Raw genomic sequence first — 17061 nt, 5'->3', positions numbered from 1 at the left:
TTAAATAACAAACGCAATACCGATCAGTCCCAGCATCACCGGCCATTTCCACATCAGCCGCAGTAGGTCCTCGGTACGGTAACGTGGGAACAGATAGGCGATGCTGACCGGTATCGCCAATACCAGGAAACTCTTCAGCAGAAAATCGAACCAGGTGCTACCACCGCCGAGAAACAGGCAGACATAGAGTACGGAGGTGGTGTAGAGCTGAAAACACTGCATCACGAACAGACCGCCAAGATACTTGCCACCCATTTCGACCATCGGGCCGGTGGCTATTTCCGCCGGCGCAATGTAGATTTCAAAGGGCTGCTTTCCGAGGGAAGCATGCATGGCGACAAGACCCGCGATGGCCAACAGCGGCATCTCTACCGCTCCCCAGGTTTCGAATCCGCCGGCTTGTTGGGTGGCGATGATGTCGATGAGGTTGGTCGTACCAGCGGCGTAGGCGACTCCAAACACCACGATCACCAGTGGGATGTCGTAGGCGAGCATGGCGGTCAGGGCGCGGGCAATCCCGATTGAGCCGTTAGGATTTGCGCATTGCCCCACACCCAGCGCGAGACCCAGGGAAGGGATCATCATCAGATAGAGCAGGGTGATGATCCCGCCTTTTTCCGCAATACCGTTCATGCCGGGTACCGGGAGCAGGGTCTCGGCAGCGATATATCCCCCCATTGCCATGACGATGCCGATGTCGTGGATCAGGCCGTGTGATACCTGGGTCCTTTTACTGTGCAGTTTGACGATGTCATACAGTGGTTGGAAGAAGGGGGGGCCGATACGCCGCTGCAGCCTGGCGGCGATACGCCGCATCATCAGTACCATCATCATGCCGACGATGAAAGCGACCAGGGGCATCAGGGTCAGTTCGATAAGCAGTTCTGTGGCTGACATCAGATCACCGCCCAGGCGATAACGAATAGCGCCGTGCTGAGGAGATAAAACTCTGCGTTTGCCCGACGGTAGAGGCCTTGCATACCCAGGGAGAGAAATTCGATCATCGAGGTGATGCTGCGCTCCAGCCAGAGGAAGCTGCCCCGATACCAGCCCCCTATGAGGTGCATTAAACCGGCATAGAAGTTATCGCTGTACTGATAACGCACATCGGCAGAGAGGAAGTGTCCACCGGCATAGTTGTCCAGTTGATGGACGCGCTTACTGCGCCCGGCGGAGTAGAAGATAACAGCACCGATGCCGAAGCCGGCGAACAGGACGCCGATCACCCAGATCATGTCCAGGGAACCGCTGTTCGATTCCACGCCACCCAGGGTATATTGCGGGACCGGCAGACCGACTGTCTGCAGGACTGATGCAATCCATTCCAGCGGTATACCCGGCAGCAGGCCGGTAATGAATATGATCGCGCTGAGAATCAACATGGGGATCATCATACTCCAGGGGGCCTCGGCGACATGTTCATGTTCCACTCGCAGCTGGCCCAGGAAGATGTTATGAATCAATTTGTAGACGGAGAGGATGGTGCCCAATGTGCCGATCACAGCTGCCAGGAAGAGTAGGGGCATGCCTTGATTCAGCAGTGAGCGATAAACCAGCCATTTCGAAACGAAGCCATTCATCGGCGGTAGTCCCGCCAGGCCGATGATGCCTATCAGAAGAACCATGAATGAGAGCGGCATGCGCACCACGAGCCCGCCGAGTTTGTTCAGATCGGAGGTGCCGGTACGGTAGATGACCGCAGTCACGGCCATGAACAGCGCAGCCTGATAGGTGGCGTGGTTGAAGACATGCAGCAGCCCGCCTGCGCCACCCATGGCATCCGCTACTACGATGCCCAGCAACATATAGCCACCCTGTCCAATGCCGTGCCACGCCAGCAGGTGACGGGCATCGTTCTGTTTCATGGCGGTGAAGGTGGGGAGGATGATCGTCAACACGGCGAGCCATGCCAGCAGGTCGCGGGCATCTATGAGCGTAAATGGCACTTTTAAATTATCGATGTTGACGATGCCGAAGAGTTTAACCAGAACCAATAAAATGGCGAACAGACCCATGCGGGAAGAGATCGCGCCCAGGAAAGCACTACCGGGGCCGGGTGTCTCGGCATACGCGGGTGCCTGCCACAGATGGAAGGGCAACAACCCCATCTTGATGCCGAAGCCGCCACCGAAGAGGATCACCAGCAGCCAGAGTTTTGTGGTGCTGATCTGTTCCACTGCCGTGATAACCGCTTCAAGCTGCAATGAACCGGATGCACTATAGACCAGGGCAAGGCCACCGAAAACCGCCATGCCCCCCGCCATAGCGTATGTGATATAGCGCATGGCTGCCTTTGTGGCGACGCCACCGGCCAGGGCCATGAGCAGAAAGCCCGCCCAGCTTACAAGCTCCCAACCGATAAACAGTGAGAGCAGGTCGCCGCTGGCGAGCAGGATCAGCATGGTGAAGACGTTCAATGCCATTGCGGTGTGGAAGAGCCAGATATTGCCACCCTGCTTGATATAGTCGCGCTCCCAGGCGCCGCATGAAAACCAGCTGCTGAGCAGGGCGGAGCCGAGGGTGATCAGGGCGAAGAACCAGCTCAATGCATCGAACCGCCAGTTCAGCGTCTGTCCCATCACCTCGAAAGAGAGGGAGGAGGCGATGGCGCCACCTTCATAGCCGAGTACCGCCATCTTTGTCAGTGCGAGCAGCTGACCACCGTAGAGGATCGTAACCATCCAGCCGGCCGCGAGGCCCCGCCCGATCGTCAACGCCACCAGCAGGGTAACGCCGGAGAAGAGCAGCAGTTCGTCCAGAAGCGTCAGAATCATTGGTTGCCTCCGGGGAAAACGGTACTGATATAGAGGTCAACATCCTGCACTTGTGCGGCGATGGTATTGAGACCGTCGCCAACGGGTGCGATCATCACCGCGGCAGCGATCAATCCGGCACCAAACAACGTAGCGGTCACCAGGGAGAGTCCTTCGTTTTTTGGTATCTCATGATCGAGGGTTTCCCGCGGGGCATCCTGATAGAGTATGGCGGCAACGCGGAACAGATAACTGGCCTCGATCACTGTGGCCAGCAGAAAAACGGCAAGCCCTATCATATAGAGGGGTTCTGACTGACCTGCCAGTTCGGTGATCAGGGTGAACTTCGCCCAAAACCCGGGAAGCGGCGGCATGCCAACGAGGGAGAGGGAGAACAGCACGAACAATGCAGCCCCCAGCGGCGCCATTTTGGCGCTGCCGCGCAGCCGCTTAATGGCTCCCCCCCAATCCTCGGCCAACATGAAGAGTCCCGATTTAATGATCAGATGATGGAGAGCAAGTGCGAGCACTGCCAGAACTCCCTTGCCATCGGGCAAGGCCATGGCAATGAACATTACACCCAGCTGGCCGATGGATGAGAAGGCCAACATGCGCCGCAGCTCCTTCGCGCGCCATGCCGCCAATTCACCGCTGACAACACCCAGAATTCCGAGGATCAGCAATACCTGCGTTGCTTCGGGCTGGTGGAAAATCAACAACAACAGACGCAGGATGATCAGCAGGGCGAGTTTGGATAACAGGCCGACAAGAAAGGCCGAAAGTCGTGTCGAGGCGGTGGCATAGATCTCAGGCACCCAGGTATTGACCGGGAAAAGTTCTGCCTTTACCCCGATGCCTATCAGGATGCTCAGAAAGGCAGTGAGACCCAATTCGTCATTCAGTTGTGCCGGCGCCAGCTGGGCCAGATGGGCCAGGTTGAGGGTGCCTGTTTTGCTGTAGATCAACGCAATGCCGAATAGAGTCAACACCGAACCGATGCCGCTGAGTATGAGATAACGCAGGGTCGCCACGTAGGCAGCGCTATGGCCGGATGCGGAGGCCAGTCCAAATGTGGCGACAGCGGCCAGTTCGTAAAATACATAGAGATTGAACAGATCGCCGGAGAGGGCCAGTCCCGTTGAGGCCGCCACCAGCAGCAGCATCAGGGCCTGGCGTCGGGCGCTGTCCTGATCCAGCGTAAATGGCCAGAAAATGAGTCCGAGCAGCTGTACGGCAAAGGCGAACAGCAGGGCGAGCGAATCGATATAGAGGTTGATGCCCAGGGGTGGAGCAAATCCGCCAATGGCAATGGAGACTGGTTGTGTCGAGCCTTGCAACCAAATATCGGCAATCGTCCAACAGCCGTAGATCAGGATGGCCGGTCCGCTCCAGAGAGCGATCGCGATTGAGCTGCGCATCAGAATCGGCAGCAGGAAGGCGCCGAGCAGGGGTAGCGCAATGGTCAGCACCAGATAGGCGTTCATGGCGCATCCCCTCCTCGCGTATTGACTTGATCAGCAGGGATCGGAGGCAGGGGACGCTCTCCCAGCGGTGCATCCTGACTCACGTCTCTTGCGGCACCCATGCTGGCGGCGATCTCACTATCCATGCGCTCAGCCGCCTCTTTACGATCCAGTGTGGCGTAGCGCTGGCGGATTCGGATCAACAGACTTACTGCAAGGGCCTGTATGCCGACACCGATGACGATGGCGGTGAGCACCAGGGCTTGCGGCACCGGGTCAACCATCGCGGCAGGTTCTGAAAGCGAGGTGAGTATCGGTGCGACCGCATCCCAGCGGTAGCCCGCCAATACCAGCATCAGATTTGCGCCGGCCTCTGCAATGACCAACGCCAGTACCATGCGAAACAGGTGAGACGACATGACCACGCCGGCCAGACCGATCACGATCAATCCTATCGCTGTGGAGTATAGAATCAATTCCGGATCGAATACGGAGATCATTGCGGTGCCTCTGTCTGTATCAGACGTGACAGCAGGCTGGCCAGTTCGGCGCCCACCTTCAGGCCGACCGCAAGATAGAGCAGCGGCAAGGTGCCGGCGGAGGCAAGCTGACCCAGGGTGTCCTGTACCAGCAAGGGTTGCAGAAACGCCTTACCCTCCATCATAGCCAGCAGGCCGACAAGGATGAAACTGGCGCCGGCGAATCCCTCGATCAGACTCAAGGTCTTATGGTGCAGTCTGGCTCCGGGTCGGGCCAATAGGGGGAGGAAGAAGGCCGCCGCCAGAATAACGCCCCCCTGGAAGCCGCCACCGGGGGTCAGGTGGCCGTGAAAAATGATGTAAAAACCGATAGTCATCATCAGCGGAAAGAGCAGCGAGCCTCCCGTGTATAGAATAAAACCGCCTTTTGTTTGCGTGCCTGCAGTGGTATGCCGGCGTCCCAAAATCAGACCGGCGGAAACGGCGGCTGCAAAAAGAATCGAGAGTTCTCCCAGGGTATCGATGGCGCGATATCCCAACACGACCGAGGTGACGATGTTTACGGCCCCGGTCTGCTGTGGCGCATGTGCTTGAATTTCACTGCCAACAAGCATCGGCGGGGTGCCGAAGTCGAGTCCGCCGGCCAGCGCCAGCAGCATGAAACCCAGGCCTCCGGCAAATAACAGACCGGTGAGGTTACCCATCCTTGTTCTCCCCGCCATGGCTCAGCAGATTATATTTCACCTGCTCGCTGTCCACTTTCCAAAGGCCCAGGCGGCGCAATGCAAGCGCCAGGATCAGGCTGCTCAATCCGACCCCGACGGCTGCTTCCGTCATGGCGACATCCGGCGCTCTCATGAGGACGAAGAGCAGAGCCAGGCCAAGGGAAACAACGGAGGCGGCGGCGACAGCGGCGATATGGTTCTTCACCAACAATACCATCACCGCGGCACTCAGCATCATCAATGCCAGGAGCAGTAGGATCCAGACTTCTATATCACTCATGCTTGATCCTGTTCGGAGGTTACAGTTTCAACTTTTTTCCACGGCTTCACCCCCGCCATCATAAGTGCCCTGGCGATAGTGGATGAACCAATGGGATTGGTGACCAGGATCATTAGGGCAATGACCAGCAGCTTGGACCACCACTCCGGATAGAGCAGTCCAATGCCCAATAACAGGGAGAGTGCACCCAATGTTACTGCCTTGGTTCCTGCCTGGATTCGGTTATAGACATCCGGCATGCGCAGCAGTCCCAGGGCACCGAGTAATGTGAAGGTCGCGCCGATGAGCAATATGATATCCGCCAGTAGCCTCATGATCCGTTTCCCTCGATGGCGCGGGCAATAGCGACAACACCGACGAAAGCGAGGGTGCCGTAGATGAGTGCCACATCAAGATAGAGCGCACTGCCAAGCAGCGCAGCCAGTACCACCAGGCCCGAGGTTGTGATTACTGCCAGGGTATCCGCCGCTACCACCCGGTCCGGCGCGGTAGGTCCCATCAGCAAGCGAAGCAGACTTAGTAATACCGCCCCACCCAGCATCGTAAGGGCGGCTGTTTCCATTAATGTCAGTATCATTTAACGAAACCTACCAGATGACGTTCAAATATATCGGTCACATCACGGGTTGCGCTTTCGATATCGCTTCCCGGAGGAATGTCGACCCAATGTATCAGGATGCTGTCACCTTGCAGGTCCACAGTCAGCGTACCAGGTGTCAGGGTGATGCTGTTTGCCAGGATTAACCGACCAAGCGAAGATTTCAGCCTGGTTTTGACTTCGACCACGCCGGGATTGAGAGGGAGAGAGGGAGAAAGTACGCGTCGAGCCATATCGAGATTGGCGCGTATGAGCGCTGCCAGGAAGACCGCCAGGTAGCTGATAAAGGGCAGGATTGCAGCGGGAGAGAGGCGCAGGCCGGAAAAGAGAGGGAGATGGGGCCGGCTTGCCAGAGTCACCACGGAAGCCACAACCAGGCCGGTGACCACCTCAGCAAGAGCAAGGTTGCCGGAGAGCATCAGCCACAGCAGGAATATCAGGACGAACAGAAACAGGCCATGGGAAAATTGGGCTTCTTCTTGTTGAGCAGGTGTGGCTGACATACGCTGATTCACCTCGAAATAACGGTTACTTGCCGAGCACCGATGTGTCGACAGTTCAACATGGGAAAGCGGGAGAAAATAGTGTTAAACATCCAAACAAACAAGGAGATATCTCTCGTTTTGAAATATTTTTTTCTGTCGTGATTGTTAATTGGGTTTACGATGACTAGGATTTAGATCTAAATGAAAACATCTCATTATTACTCTTTCATGTCCTTTTTGTTGACAAGGGCGCACAGGCATCGGCAGTCTGATCTTCGAAATGTCACCGCACTTTATTCGAAAGAAGGTCTGTGAGGCTATCCTTTTTGGGAATGACGGATCTGAATATCGGGATTGATTCTCAGAATTCCATCTTCACCCAATATCCCAACCGCCTTATCATGACCATTCTTCATCAGTGTTTCACAGCTCCCGTTTGAAGGTCTTCTGATGCAGATCAATTTCCAGCCAAACTTTTTTAGTATTGATAGCCCGTCTACCTGCTTCTCATTGATATATCTTTCTGGTGAAGCCGGTATTGGGCCCATCCCTAACCGTTTATCGTAGTGCATGATTATTCCCAAAATATAAATATTTACCACTATCCAGGGGATGCCCTGATTTGTTTTATGAGTAGCAACCATGTTGATACGGCAGTGGTACCCCTGTCGAAATGATAGCGCAAAATGAGCAAGTTGATAGCCCTCCCATAATTGGTGATTGATCGCCACTACGGGAACCACACATCCATATTTAGCCTCATGATGGTGCGATCGAGAAAAACAGTAGATGAGGGGTTTCTCAGAGATCGAATTATCTGGTGAGATCGGAATTATAATCCATATTTGGCCATGATCTCTCTGCGCACAGGACATCCGCAGACCGTGCCATTGCCAAACGATACCTTGTAATTGCAGTTTTTGCACTGATCATTGAATACGAACAGAACGGACCCAGCCGCTGTCACGTAATCGATCTTGCAAAGTTGGAAGTTGGGGTCTTTGACACAGCGATGACAATCCTCGCAAAGACTGGCTTGCTCGATGATCCGGGGATCAACTTCAAGTTGTTTTGCGTTGCCCACAGCACTCATCTCTTGCTAAATGCCGATTATCCGCCTTATTTTTGATTATACGTGTTGAGCCGCTATCACGCATTGAAATAGGTCAATCGAACCTTATATTTTCAAACACAGTATTTTAATTATGTATGTCGAGTCATTCAGTAACCAGTCCCTTTAAGGTGAGTAAATAGCACATTTACACATGGCAAATGGCATATGTACATAACAGGCTACCCTGGTATGAGCAGTTCCAATTTCAGAACGATAGAAGGGATTGTGACGTGGGGACCGACAGATTTACGAAACTTTAAGCCGGCGGGGTGTTAGCATCGAAAATAGTGTTGAAGAAGGTCAACTCCGTTATATGTTGTTGTTTCATTCTCGGCGGGGTGAGAATAGAGATCTGAGATGGATACAAGAGATAGTTTTGAGCTTATAACAGATCTTCTTCCAATACTGTCATACACACACTCAAGGCCATGTAGTATAGAACCGTCAGGCCAATCGTTGATTGATACTCCCCAGATATTCACATAATGTTTTTTTGATCCGGATAGCAGGTCGAATCGCCTGTCTGATTCGAATCCTCGATTATAGGTAATAAACGACTCTTTCTGTTGAGAATCAAATTGATTCAGTGTGTGGATTCTGCTGCCATTGACGAGACGGGTGTAAAAATAGACCCTTAGTCTATCGTTATCGTAGGTAAAGGTGGATCCGTCATCTCCGGTACGGGTACCTTCCATTTCACGATTGATTAAAAAGGTGTAACGGATCTTATCTCTAACCGTGAGACCGGCGAGAGTGAGAACTCCAGAGTTATCATCCAGACTGATTATCGGTCCTTCAAAAGTGTAATAGTTGAACATGTTTATGAGTACACGCTAGACACCCGATATGGCAGCATCGTGACCTCTTGAAACAAGAGATTATTTACCTTTTTGTTCGTCGTGGATGACTTGATATTTATAACAGCAATATTTATGCCTGATAATGAATGTATAATGAAATCAAGGAGATGGTGATTTTTATCGTAATGGTCTGTTAAATTTCCCGACAAAAATTATCCTTAATATCCCCTCGTTTTTAATTCCACTCTATTCTGACGATATTTCACCTATGAAATGCGATGATCCTAAAGGCCCGGCGATGTGATTTGAAAAGCCGGTAAAGGAGCGTTGCGCACTGTGAGCTCTATTCTGATTGTCGGATATGCCGGGATTTATACGGCGATAGTGTGACATTCCGGTTGGACAATGCCGTTTTAATAATGGAAGGAGCGATATCATTCGCAAGATAGTGTTTTTTAGGCTTGCCTAAAAACAAAAAGGCCTACATCATTGTAATGTAAGCCTTTGTTTTATATGGCTCCCCGGGACAGGCTCGAACTGCCGACCTAGTGATTAACAGTCACCCGCTCTACCGACTGAGCTACCGGGGAATTATTCAAGAGGGGCGCATAATAAAGAGACTGGGCCTTAGCGTCAATAGTTCGACCTTAAATTTCGCCGCTGCAGCTGAGTTGTGATCCGTCCGAGCGGGTCTTGGAAACCCTGACGCGTCCCAGGTTGCTTACGATCACCGCTTTGGGGGGGATCAGGTTGTCAGGATCACAGAAAGTGAGGGTAAGATTGTAGCCGCTGGGCCGTCCATCTCCCCGGTAGACTACATATCTGCGGTGTCGGCTGGAGTCTATACCGATACTCATACCCTGTATCGGCTGATGTACGCCTTGCAGCAGCTCGTTCTGATCCCGAGATCTGTTCCGGTTCAAATCCTCATACAGAATATACCCATCGCTCCAGTCCGCGACGTTGGTACAACTCTCACCATTACTGCTGGGACAGAGTACATGGTGAGTCTCTCTGGAGATCGAGAGGGAGCGGGCGAGATGGCAATGGTGAACAAAGCTGTTGATCTCGCTTGCCTGAAGGTTCTTCACCGTTAAGGTGCGAAAGGAGGGTATAACCGTGATTAGCAGGATCAGCGCGATACCCAGGGTGATGATCAACTCGATCAGGGTGAATCCGAAACCTCGGACATAAGAGTGGGTGACAGTGTGTGGCATGTTTTCTCCCTCCTTGGAGATCGGCAGGGCGCATCCAGCGCCCTTGATACTGTCTGGCCAGACAGGCGCGAGTATCAGGCCTTGAGTACGCCTTCAATCCGGTCCAGGGCCTTTTCCAGATTTTCCTGACTGGTCGCGATGGAGATGCGCACATGTCCGGAAAGCCCGAATGCAGTACCTGGCACCAGCGCCACGCCTGCTTCCGTGATCAGGTACTCCGAGAGTTCCAGATCATTGCTGACACCTTTCAGAGAGGCCAGAGCGCCTTCCACGTTCGGGAAGCAATAGAAAGTGCCGTCGCTTGGCAGGCAGTCGATGCCAGGCATGCCGTTGAGGCGCTCGACCACGTAATCATGACGTGCCTTGAAGGCGGTCAACATCTCCTGAATACACTCCTGCGGTCCTTCGAGTGCCGCCTGCGCCGCCACTTGCGAAATGGAGGTGGGATTCGAAGTGCTCTGAGACTGGATTTTTTTCATGGCTTTGATGATATCTGCGGGACCACCGGCATATCCGATGCGCCATCCGGTCATGGAGTAGGCTTTGGAGACCCCGTTCAAGACCAGCGTGCGATCCTTGAGTTCCGGGCAGGCGTTGAGAATATTGACGAAGCTGTTTCCTGGCCAGAGGATATGTTCATACATATCATCGGTTGCGATCAATATTCTGGGGTGATCCTTCAGCACCTCACCCAGTGCGGCCAGCTCCTCCCGGCTGTAGGCCATGCCGGTGGGGTTGGAGGGGCTGTTGATGACGAATAGCTTGGTCTTTTCAGTGATCGCCGCTGCCAGTTGCTGGGCATTGATCTTGAAATTCTGAGAAGCACCGGCGGAAACCAGCACAGGCACACCACCTGCCAGAATCGATATATCTGGGTAGGAGACCCAATAGGGTGCGGGGATGATTACCTCATCGCCAGGATCGAGTACGGCCTGGGCCAGATTGTAAAAACTCTGCTTACCCCCGCAGGAGACAAGTATCTGATCGGCTGCGTAGTCAAATCCGTTGTCGCCCTGAAATTTGTCTCTGATTGCCTGCTTCAGGGCCGGTGTGCCATCGACCGCAGTATATTTCGTAAAGCCGTCATTGATGGCATTGATGGCGGCGGATTTAATATGGTCAGGCGTGTCGAAATCCGGTTCTCCCGCACCCAGTCCGATGACATCCTTTCCTGCAGCCCGCATCTCGGCGGCACGGGCGGTAACTGCAAGGGTGGGAGAGGGTTTGACGGCTTGTACGCGACTGGAGAGTTGTGCATTCATTACTGTTTTAATCCCTGGTTCTCAAACATCAGCGAAGCGGCTGATCGACGGATTGATAAAAAAAGCCACTCGGTGATGGCGTTGTCGGGATGTCATAATAGCCAATTCAAGCACGATGAAGAATCCCCAAATGAGCAAAGCGTTCAAATTAATTGCAAATTTCTCTCCCGCAGGCGACCAACCGGAGGCAATCAGTCGTCTCGAGGAGGGTTTGCGGGATGGTGAAGCCGGCATGACCCTGTTGGGTGTCACCGGTTCAGGTAAAACCTTTACCATTGCCAATGTCATTCAAAGGCTGCAACGCCCAACCTTGATGCTGGCCCCCAACAAGACCCTGGCTGCCCAGTTGTATGGGGAATTCAAGGAGTTCTTTCCCGAAAATGCGGTCGAGTATTTTGTCTCCTACTACGACTACTATCAGCCAGAAGCCTATGTGCCCGCATCCGATACCTTTATCGAGAAGGACGCTTCCATCAATGACCATATCGAGCAGATGCGCCTGTCGGCAACCAAGGCCCTGCTGGAACGCCGGGATACGATTATCGTGGCCACGGTCTCTTCTATCTATGGTCTGGGCGACCCGCGTGCCTATCTGGGGATGATGTTACACCTGAGTCGTGGTGAGATCATCGATCAGCGGGCCATCCTGCGACGTTTGGCAGAGCTGCAATACAAGCGCAATGATGTGGAACTGCATCGAGCGACATTTCGTGTGCGGGGTGAAGTGATCGATATCTATCCGGCGGAATCGGACGCCGAGGCGGTACGAGTGGAGTTGTTCGATGATGAGATCGAGAGTCTCTCCGTGTTCGATCCACTCACCGGTGAGATCAAACGCAAGGTGCCGCGCTACTCGGTCTATCCCAAGAGCCACTATGTGACACCGAGGGAGACCCTGTTGCAGGCGGTGGATCAGATTAAGTTGGAACTGCAGCAGCGACTAAAACGGCTGGATTCGGCGAATAAGCTGGTGGAGGCGCAACGCCTCGATCAGCGCACCCGTTTTGACATCGAGATGATTACTGAGCTCGGTTACTGCTCAGGTATCGAAAACTACTCCCGCTATCTCTCCGGACGGGCTGCCGGCGAACCGCCTCCAACCCTGTTCGACTACCTGCCGGATGAGGCCTTGCTGGTGGTGGATGAGAGTCATGTCACCATACCGCAACTCGGCGGTATGTATCGTGGCGACAGATCGCGCAAGGAGACATTGGTTGAGTACGGCTTTCGCCTTCCCTCCGCACTCGACAACCGGCCGCTGCGGTTCGAGGAGTTCGAATATCGAGCACCACAGACCATCTATGTCAGCGCGACACCGCGCGATTATGAGATCGATCACTCGGGGGCCATTGTCGAACAGGTGGTCCGTCCAACCGGTCTGGTCGATCCTCAGCTCGAGGTCAGGCCGGCGAGCACACAGGTCGACGACCTTCTCTCCGAGATACGGCTGCGGGTGGCGAGAAAAGAGCGTGTTTTGGTGACCACCCTTACCAAGCGTATGGCGGAGGATCTCACCGACTATCTCGGTGATCATGATGTACGCGTACGTTATCTCCATTCCGATATTGATACGGTGGAGCGGGTTGAGATCATTCGTGATCTGCGCCTGGGTGAGTTCGATGCATTGGTCGGTATCAATCTGCTGCGCGAGGGCCTGGATATGCCGGAGGTCTCTCTGGTAGCCATCCTGGATGCGGATAAAGAGGGATTTCTGCGCTCTGAAGGCTCCTTGATCCAAACGATTGGCCGTGCCGCGCGCAATGCCAACGGCATGGCGATCCTTTACGCGGATCAGGTTACCGGCTCGATGGAACGGGCAATCGATGAGACCAATCGGCGGCGGGCAAGGCAGATTGACTATAACCGGGCCAATGGCATCACACCCCAGACCATCCTGAAATCGATTTCGGACGTCATGGAAACTGCCTATCCAGGGGGACAGCTCAGCGCCAAGCGTTATGCCAGGGTGGCGGAGGAGGAGATGGAGTATGCGGGCCTCTCGCCATCACAGATGGCAAAACGGATCCAACAATTGGAGCAACAGATGTATCGCCATGCCCAGGATCTTGAATTCGAGGAGGCAGCTAAGATACGCGATCAGATCAAGAGCCTGCAGGATAGGGGATTGGTAGTGTAAATGCTTGACAATGAGCAACATTTACCCTGGTGGCAATATTTACCGGTATTAAGAAGGGAAATATAAAGTATTTAAAATAAATACTTTATTTCTCTCATCTTTCTTCTAGAATTAAAGTCATTCCAAATGGCATATCTGTAGTAGACTCAAACAGGCAAACACACTGAGGCATAAGTACTGAATATGGGCGATGTTCAAGGAATGCTCAGTGATATACAGGCGGAGGCGAACTATGCCTGCCGCATGACGGGCCTGGACGATCTCAATGATCATGTTCTGGCCGCCATGAGTCGAGTGCCGCGACAGCGTTTCGTCAGTAAATCCTTTCGCCCCCATGCTTACGACAACAGTCCGCTGCCTATCGGCAAGGGTCAAACTATTTCGCAACCATTCATCGTCGCCCTGATGACAGATCTGATGGCGCCGAATAGAGACGACAAGATACTTGAAGTAGGTACCGGATCGGGCTACCAGACTGCCGTATTGGCGGAATTGGTCGATCATCTCTATAGCATCGAGATCATCCCGGCGTTGGCAAAGAAGTCCCGCCGTCGTCTTGAAAAAGCCGGTTACACAAATATAAGCTTCCAGGTGGGCGACGGTTATTACGGTTGGTCAGAAATGGCGCCCTTCGATGCCATCATGGTGACAGCAGCCGTTGAGCATATCCCACAAACGCTGATCGATCAGCTTGCCCCGGGAGGGCGTCTTGTACTACCGGTGGGAGAACGGCGCTACAGCCAGGATCTGCTTCTGGTGAAGAAAGATCAATACGGGGCCGTAAAAATAACCAGACTGCTTCCTGTTTCGTTTCTGCCACTTAGCGGATCACGCTAATCCACCATCGAACCCTTCTTTAAGGTCGCCCTTTTCCAGGTTGCATATCAGGTCAAAGGATAGCTCCGGCATGGATCAATTGGTGGTCTGAAAGGCTCCAATTCATTCGCTAGGGTGGTGGGGTTGCAATGAATATGGGGCAACCTGTATGATTCGCCGTCTCAAAGGCGCGTAGCTCAGTTGGTTAGAGCGCTACCTTGACATGGTAGAGGTCGTTGGTTCGACTCCAATCGCGCCTACCAATGAAAACAAGCACTTACAGTCAGGCTGGAGTGCTTTTTTTATATCTAAAAGGTCTTGGGCTGAAAAATGGGCTGAAAAATGGAAAGTATAAGGAGGTTTATGTATGAGCTCTGGAAAAAATCGTCGTAAACGAGGTAAATCACAAAGACCAATAAGAAATCCTGTACAAAATAAAGCTAACAGTACACAGGCAGTTCGTAGCCTTTATGATGCCGTAGTAGAGGGGAGAGAGTACGAGAGCCTAATTGCATCAGGAGTCGCAAAATTCGATCCAATTTTAGATATTCGTAGAGCACTAGTGGATATACAAAATATTCGAGGTCGCCCCTTGCTGATCTACGCAGGCAATACTGTAAGCACATCTGCAGGACCGCTAACAGCAATAACAACCGATGATGATTTGCCATTTATTGAAATGGTCCAAAGTGTACCAGATGGTATTGATGCAGTTGATATTTTGCTTGTCACTCCTGGTGGTATGGGACCCCAAGTTGCACAATTTGTAGAAGCAATACGAAGAAGATTCTCTGATGTTGCGTTTTTGTTACCTCACCTAGCAATGAGTGCTGGTACTATATGGGCTTTGTCTGGCAATGAAATCATCATGGATGAAAGAGCTTTTATTGGACCAATCGATCCTCAAATGCCTGGGAAAAGTGGTCACTTTGTACCATTGCAGTCCATACAAGTTTTGATAAAAATTATACAAGATCGGGGCGCACAAGCTCTTGCTGCAAAAAAACAACCAGACTGGTCTGATGTCCATATATTACAAAGTTTAGATCCGAAAGAAATTGGTAATAGTTTTTCTGCTAGTAATTATGCTATACAACTTGCAAGTACCTATTTATATAACCATAAATTTAGAGATTGGGATCACCATAGTGATGGTAGAGTAGTAACTGACCAAGAAAAACAAGATAGGTCGCAGGAAATCGCTCAATTACTATGCAAACATGATCATTGGAAAGCGCATAGTCATGGTATTTCTAGGGAAGTTGCATGGAAGGAGATTCAGTTAAAGATTACTCACCCTGAGTCGATAAAAGGATTATTACCTGCATTGCGTAGATTGTGGTCCATAATGTATTATACATTTCAACCTACAGAAATACATAAAATTTTTATATCAGAAAATTATTCTATTATCAGACAGAAACAAATTGCATAGGAGGGATATATGATTGAAAAAGATTTAAAATCTAGCCTAAGAAATTGTGGTTGGTCTGATGATTTAATTGAAACGTTTGCTGGCTCAGAACCCGTCCGATCAATAGGGGTTATTGGTGTTAAGGCATTTGACCAATCTTCAGGGTTTGTCGATAAATCGGAGTTAATCATCACATCGACAATTCCGTATGAAATAACTACAACTTATAAGCCTGATTAAGATAATAAATAATATTAATTATTGTTTGACTATCCATTTATACGCCGATGCGATTGAAGCTCGCATCGGCATGACATGAAAAGCCACTCAATTATTAGTTGCTTTATCGGACTGTTCTGAATTGAGATTGGATCCTAAGTCTACTGACTGTGCCTCCCCTGTGTCGTCCTTGATATTTATAATAACCTCAACAAGTAAGCTGATATCATTTGCAACACTGCTGATGAATTCTGGAAGTAACTTTTCATTTTCGCAGTCCACAATTTTGCTCACTGAAAGCAACCTGCTCATATCTTTGACGGCAAATAAAAGGGTTTCCCGCAGGTCCATAGGGTCGGTGTTGTTAATAGTGCATGTCATGACTGTACCTCCGTACCCTCAGATTCCTTGATCGCCTCTGATCTCAGGTCTATGTATGACTTCCCAGTGGTTGCTACGAGAAACTCTTGAATCTCATCGCATTCATCAAATATGCCAGAAATGGCACCGCTCAGTGCGTCAGATGCCAGTGCAGTGAATGAAGGTGGAGAGGGATTACCATCGAGTTCCTCAATATCGCCGTTCACAATCCCATCTAGAAGGATTGTTGCAGCTTGGATCCGGTACAGTTTTTGGTAGATGTTCTCCAGCGCCAGAACGGCGCTATGATCGAATGCGTTCATGATGAACTCCTGTGTTTTAGTGCGTCACCAGATGAGGGTGACGGGACTCAACTACCGACACAGTCGGCTGGGCTTATTCCCCGGAGGTCTTTTATTCAGCCCTATCATCCCGTCATAGGAAATCGGAGCGCCTGAGATACAGGCACAAAAAAACCGCAGGTCTGACGGGTGCGGAATCCGCTGTGTTTTAGTAGTGGCTTTAGAATACCGCACCCAGCCAGAATTTCAAAGATTTTCCATCCTGACCATGTATCTGATTGACACAATTCCCGATCGGTGACATACATAGACTCCGGTCAAAAAATCAAAGATTAAGCCAGGGAATCCCCCATGAAATACACTCCCCCAACCACCGATGACCTGCAGGCGATTCGCAAGGAGCTTGGTCTCACTCAATCCGAGATGGCGGAGTTTATTCATGTTGCCGGCGGTCAGCAGTGGCGAAAATACACCGGCGGTAAAAGCCCCCGGCAGATGAGCTTTCACATGCTCTTTTTCCTTTCCGCAAAACTCTGCCTCGAATCCGATGAACTTGACCGCGTGTATAAGAAAATGGTCGAACTCGGTGCGTCGCTTGAGTCAGATTAAGCCAATAGACGTAAAGAATCTTTTATAT

General features: G+C 51.7%; 19 protein-coding genes and 2 tRNA genes. 6 read left to right on the top strand and 15 right to left on the bottom strand.

Features of this window, described 5'->3' with window-relative positions:
* The 13 genes from AB8516_RS05635 to AB8516_RS05575 all read right to left on the bottom strand — a co-directional run bounded on the left by AB8516_RS05635 (window position 1) and on the right by AB8516_RS05575 (window position 11176).
* Complete coding sequence (locus tag AB8516_RS05635; protein WP_369158870.1) at window positions 1-897, bottom strand: respiratory chain complex I subunit 1 family protein; 897 nt, start codon at window positions 895-897, stop codon at window positions 1-3.
* Window positions 897-2774, bottom strand: a complete 1878-nt coding sequence (locus AB8516_RS05630; RefSeq protein WP_369158868.1) for a proton-conducting transporter membrane subunit — start codon at window positions 2772-2774, stop codon at window positions 897-899. The genes AB8516_RS05635 and AB8516_RS05630 overlap by 1 nt, the downstream gene beginning before the upstream one ends.
* Window positions 2771-4237 (bottom strand): complex I subunit 5 family protein, encoded by a 1467-nt coding sequence (locus AB8516_RS05625; protein ID WP_369158866.1) that lies wholly within the window; start codon window positions 4235-4237, stop codon window positions 2771-2773. The genes AB8516_RS05630 and AB8516_RS05625 overlap by 4 nt, the downstream gene beginning before the upstream one ends.
* Complete coding sequence (locus AB8516_RS05620) at window positions 4234-4716, bottom strand: sodium:proton antiporter (RefSeq protein ID WP_369158864.1); 483 nt, start codon at window positions 4714-4716, stop codon at window positions 4234-4236. Before AB8516_RS05620 ends, AB8516_RS05625 begins: the two co-directional genes overlap by 4 nt.
* A complete protein-coding gene (locus AB8516_RS05615; RefSeq protein ID WP_108289077.1) occupies window positions 4713-5399 on the bottom strand; it encodes an MnhB domain-containing protein in 687 nt (228 codons plus the stop codon). Before AB8516_RS05615 ends, AB8516_RS05620 begins: the two co-directional genes overlap by 4 nt.
* On the bottom strand, window positions 5392-5700 hold the full coding sequence (locus AB8516_RS05610; RefSeq protein ID WP_108289076.1) for a DUF4040 domain-containing protein: 309 nt from the start codon (window positions 5698-5700) through the stop codon (window positions 5392-5394). Before AB8516_RS05610 ends, AB8516_RS05615 begins: the two co-directional genes overlap by 8 nt.
* Window positions 5697-6014, bottom strand: coding sequence for a monovalent cation/H(+) antiporter subunit G (gene mnhG / locus AB8516_RS05605; protein WP_369158862.1), 318 nt, complete (start codon window positions 6012-6014; stop codon window positions 5697-5699). The genes AB8516_RS05610 and mnhG overlap by 4 nt, the downstream gene beginning before the upstream one ends.
* Window positions 6011-6277 (bottom strand): monovalent cation/H+ antiporter complex subunit F, encoded by a 267-nt coding sequence (locus tag AB8516_RS05600; RefSeq protein WP_369158860.1) that lies wholly within the window; start codon window positions 6275-6277, stop codon window positions 6011-6013. Before AB8516_RS05600 ends, mnhG begins: the two co-directional genes overlap by 4 nt.
* A complete protein-coding gene (locus tag AB8516_RS05595) occupies window positions 6274-6801 on the bottom strand; it encodes a Na+/H+ antiporter subunit E (protein ID WP_108289073.1) in 528 nt (175 codons plus the stop codon). The genes AB8516_RS05600 and AB8516_RS05595 overlap by 4 nt, the downstream gene beginning before the upstream one ends.
* 299 nt (window positions 6802-7100) lie before the next feature.
* On the bottom strand, window positions 7101-7514 hold the full coding sequence (locus AB8516_RS05590) for a hypothetical protein (protein ID WP_369158857.1): 414 nt from the start codon (window positions 7512-7514) through the stop codon (window positions 7101-7103).
* 1697 nt (window positions 7515-9211) lie between these two features.
* Window positions 9212-9287, bottom strand: a tRNA-Asn gene (locus tag AB8516_RS05585).
* 57 nt (window positions 9288-9344) lie between these two features.
* On the bottom strand, window positions 9345-9914 hold the full coding sequence (locus AB8516_RS05580) for a GspH/FimT family pseudopilin (RefSeq protein WP_369158855.1): 570 nt from the start codon (window positions 9912-9914) through the stop codon (window positions 9345-9347).
* A gap of 74 nt (window positions 9915-9988) precedes the next feature.
* On the bottom strand, window positions 9989-11176 hold the full coding sequence (locus AB8516_RS05575) for a pyridoxal phosphate-dependent aminotransferase (RefSeq protein ID WP_369158853.1): 1188 nt from the start codon (window positions 11174-11176) through the stop codon (window positions 9989-9991).
* A 130-nt stretch (window positions 11177-11306) separates the two neighbouring features.
* Here AB8516_RS05575 and uvrB point away from each other — a divergent pair, with 130 nt between their 5' ends.
* The 5 genes from uvrB (at window position 11307) to AB8516_RS05550 (ending at window position 15783) form a co-directional block, all read left to right on the top strand.
* The gene (uvrB, locus tag AB8516_RS05570) at window positions 11307-13313 is read left to right on the top strand and encodes an excinuclease ABC subunit UvrB (RefSeq protein ID WP_369158851.1); all 2007 of its coding nucleotides are present in this window, start codon (window positions 11307-11309) and stop codon (window positions 13311-13313) included.
* A gap of 201 nt (window positions 13314-13514) precedes the next feature.
* Entirely contained in the window at window positions 13515-14150 is a 636-nt protein-coding gene (locus AB8516_RS05565; protein WP_369158849.1) for a protein-L-isoaspartate(D-aspartate) O-methyltransferase, read from the top strand.
* 165 nt (window positions 14151-14315) lie between these two features.
* Window positions 14316-14392 (top strand) — tRNA-Val (locus AB8516_RS05560).
* A 104-nt stretch (window positions 14393-14496) separates the two neighbouring features.
* Window positions 14497-15564, top strand: a complete 1068-nt coding sequence (locus tag AB8516_RS05555; protein WP_369158847.1) for an SDH family Clp fold serine proteinase — start codon at window positions 14497-14499, stop codon at window positions 15562-15564.
* Window positions 15565-15573: 9 nt separating this feature from the next.
* On the top strand, window positions 15574-15783 hold the full coding sequence (locus AB8516_RS05550) for a hypothetical protein (protein WP_369158845.1): 210 nt from the start codon (window positions 15574-15576) through the stop codon (window positions 15781-15783).
* Between the two features lie 87 nt (window positions 15784-15870).
* On the opposite strand, the gene AB8516_RS05545 is transcribed toward AB8516_RS05550, so the two are convergent.
* Both AB8516_RS05545 and AB8516_RS05540 read right to left on the bottom strand, forming a co-directional pair.
* The gene (locus tag AB8516_RS05545; protein ID WP_369158843.1) at window positions 15871-16143 is read right to left on the bottom strand and encodes a hypothetical protein; all 273 of its coding nucleotides are present in this window, start codon (window positions 16141-16143) and stop codon (window positions 15871-15873) included.
* The gene (locus AB8516_RS05540; RefSeq protein ID WP_369158841.1) at window positions 16140-16445 is read right to left on the bottom strand and encodes a hypothetical protein; all 306 of its coding nucleotides are present in this window, start codon (window positions 16443-16445) and stop codon (window positions 16140-16142) included. The genes AB8516_RS05545 and AB8516_RS05540 overlap by 4 nt, the downstream gene beginning before the upstream one ends.
* Before the next feature lie 330 nt (window positions 16446-16775).
* Here AB8516_RS05540 and AB8516_RS05535 point away from each other — a divergent pair, with 330 nt between their 5' ends.
* Window positions 16776-17033: a helix-turn-helix domain-containing protein gene (locus AB8516_RS05535; protein WP_369158839.1), complete on the top strand. Its 258-nt coding sequence runs from the start codon at window positions 16776-16778 to the stop codon at window positions 17031-17033.
* Window positions 17034-17061: the final 28 nt, after the last annotated feature.

It is taken from the genome of Candidatus Thiodiazotropha sp. LNASS1 (genome assembly GCF_964212655.1).
GTDB lineage: Bacteria > Pseudomonadota > Gammaproteobacteria > Chromatiales > Chromatiaceae > Thiodiazotropha.
The sequence above is the reverse complement of the archived record's forward strand: the minus strand, read 5'-3'. Positions and strand labels throughout refer to the sequence as shown.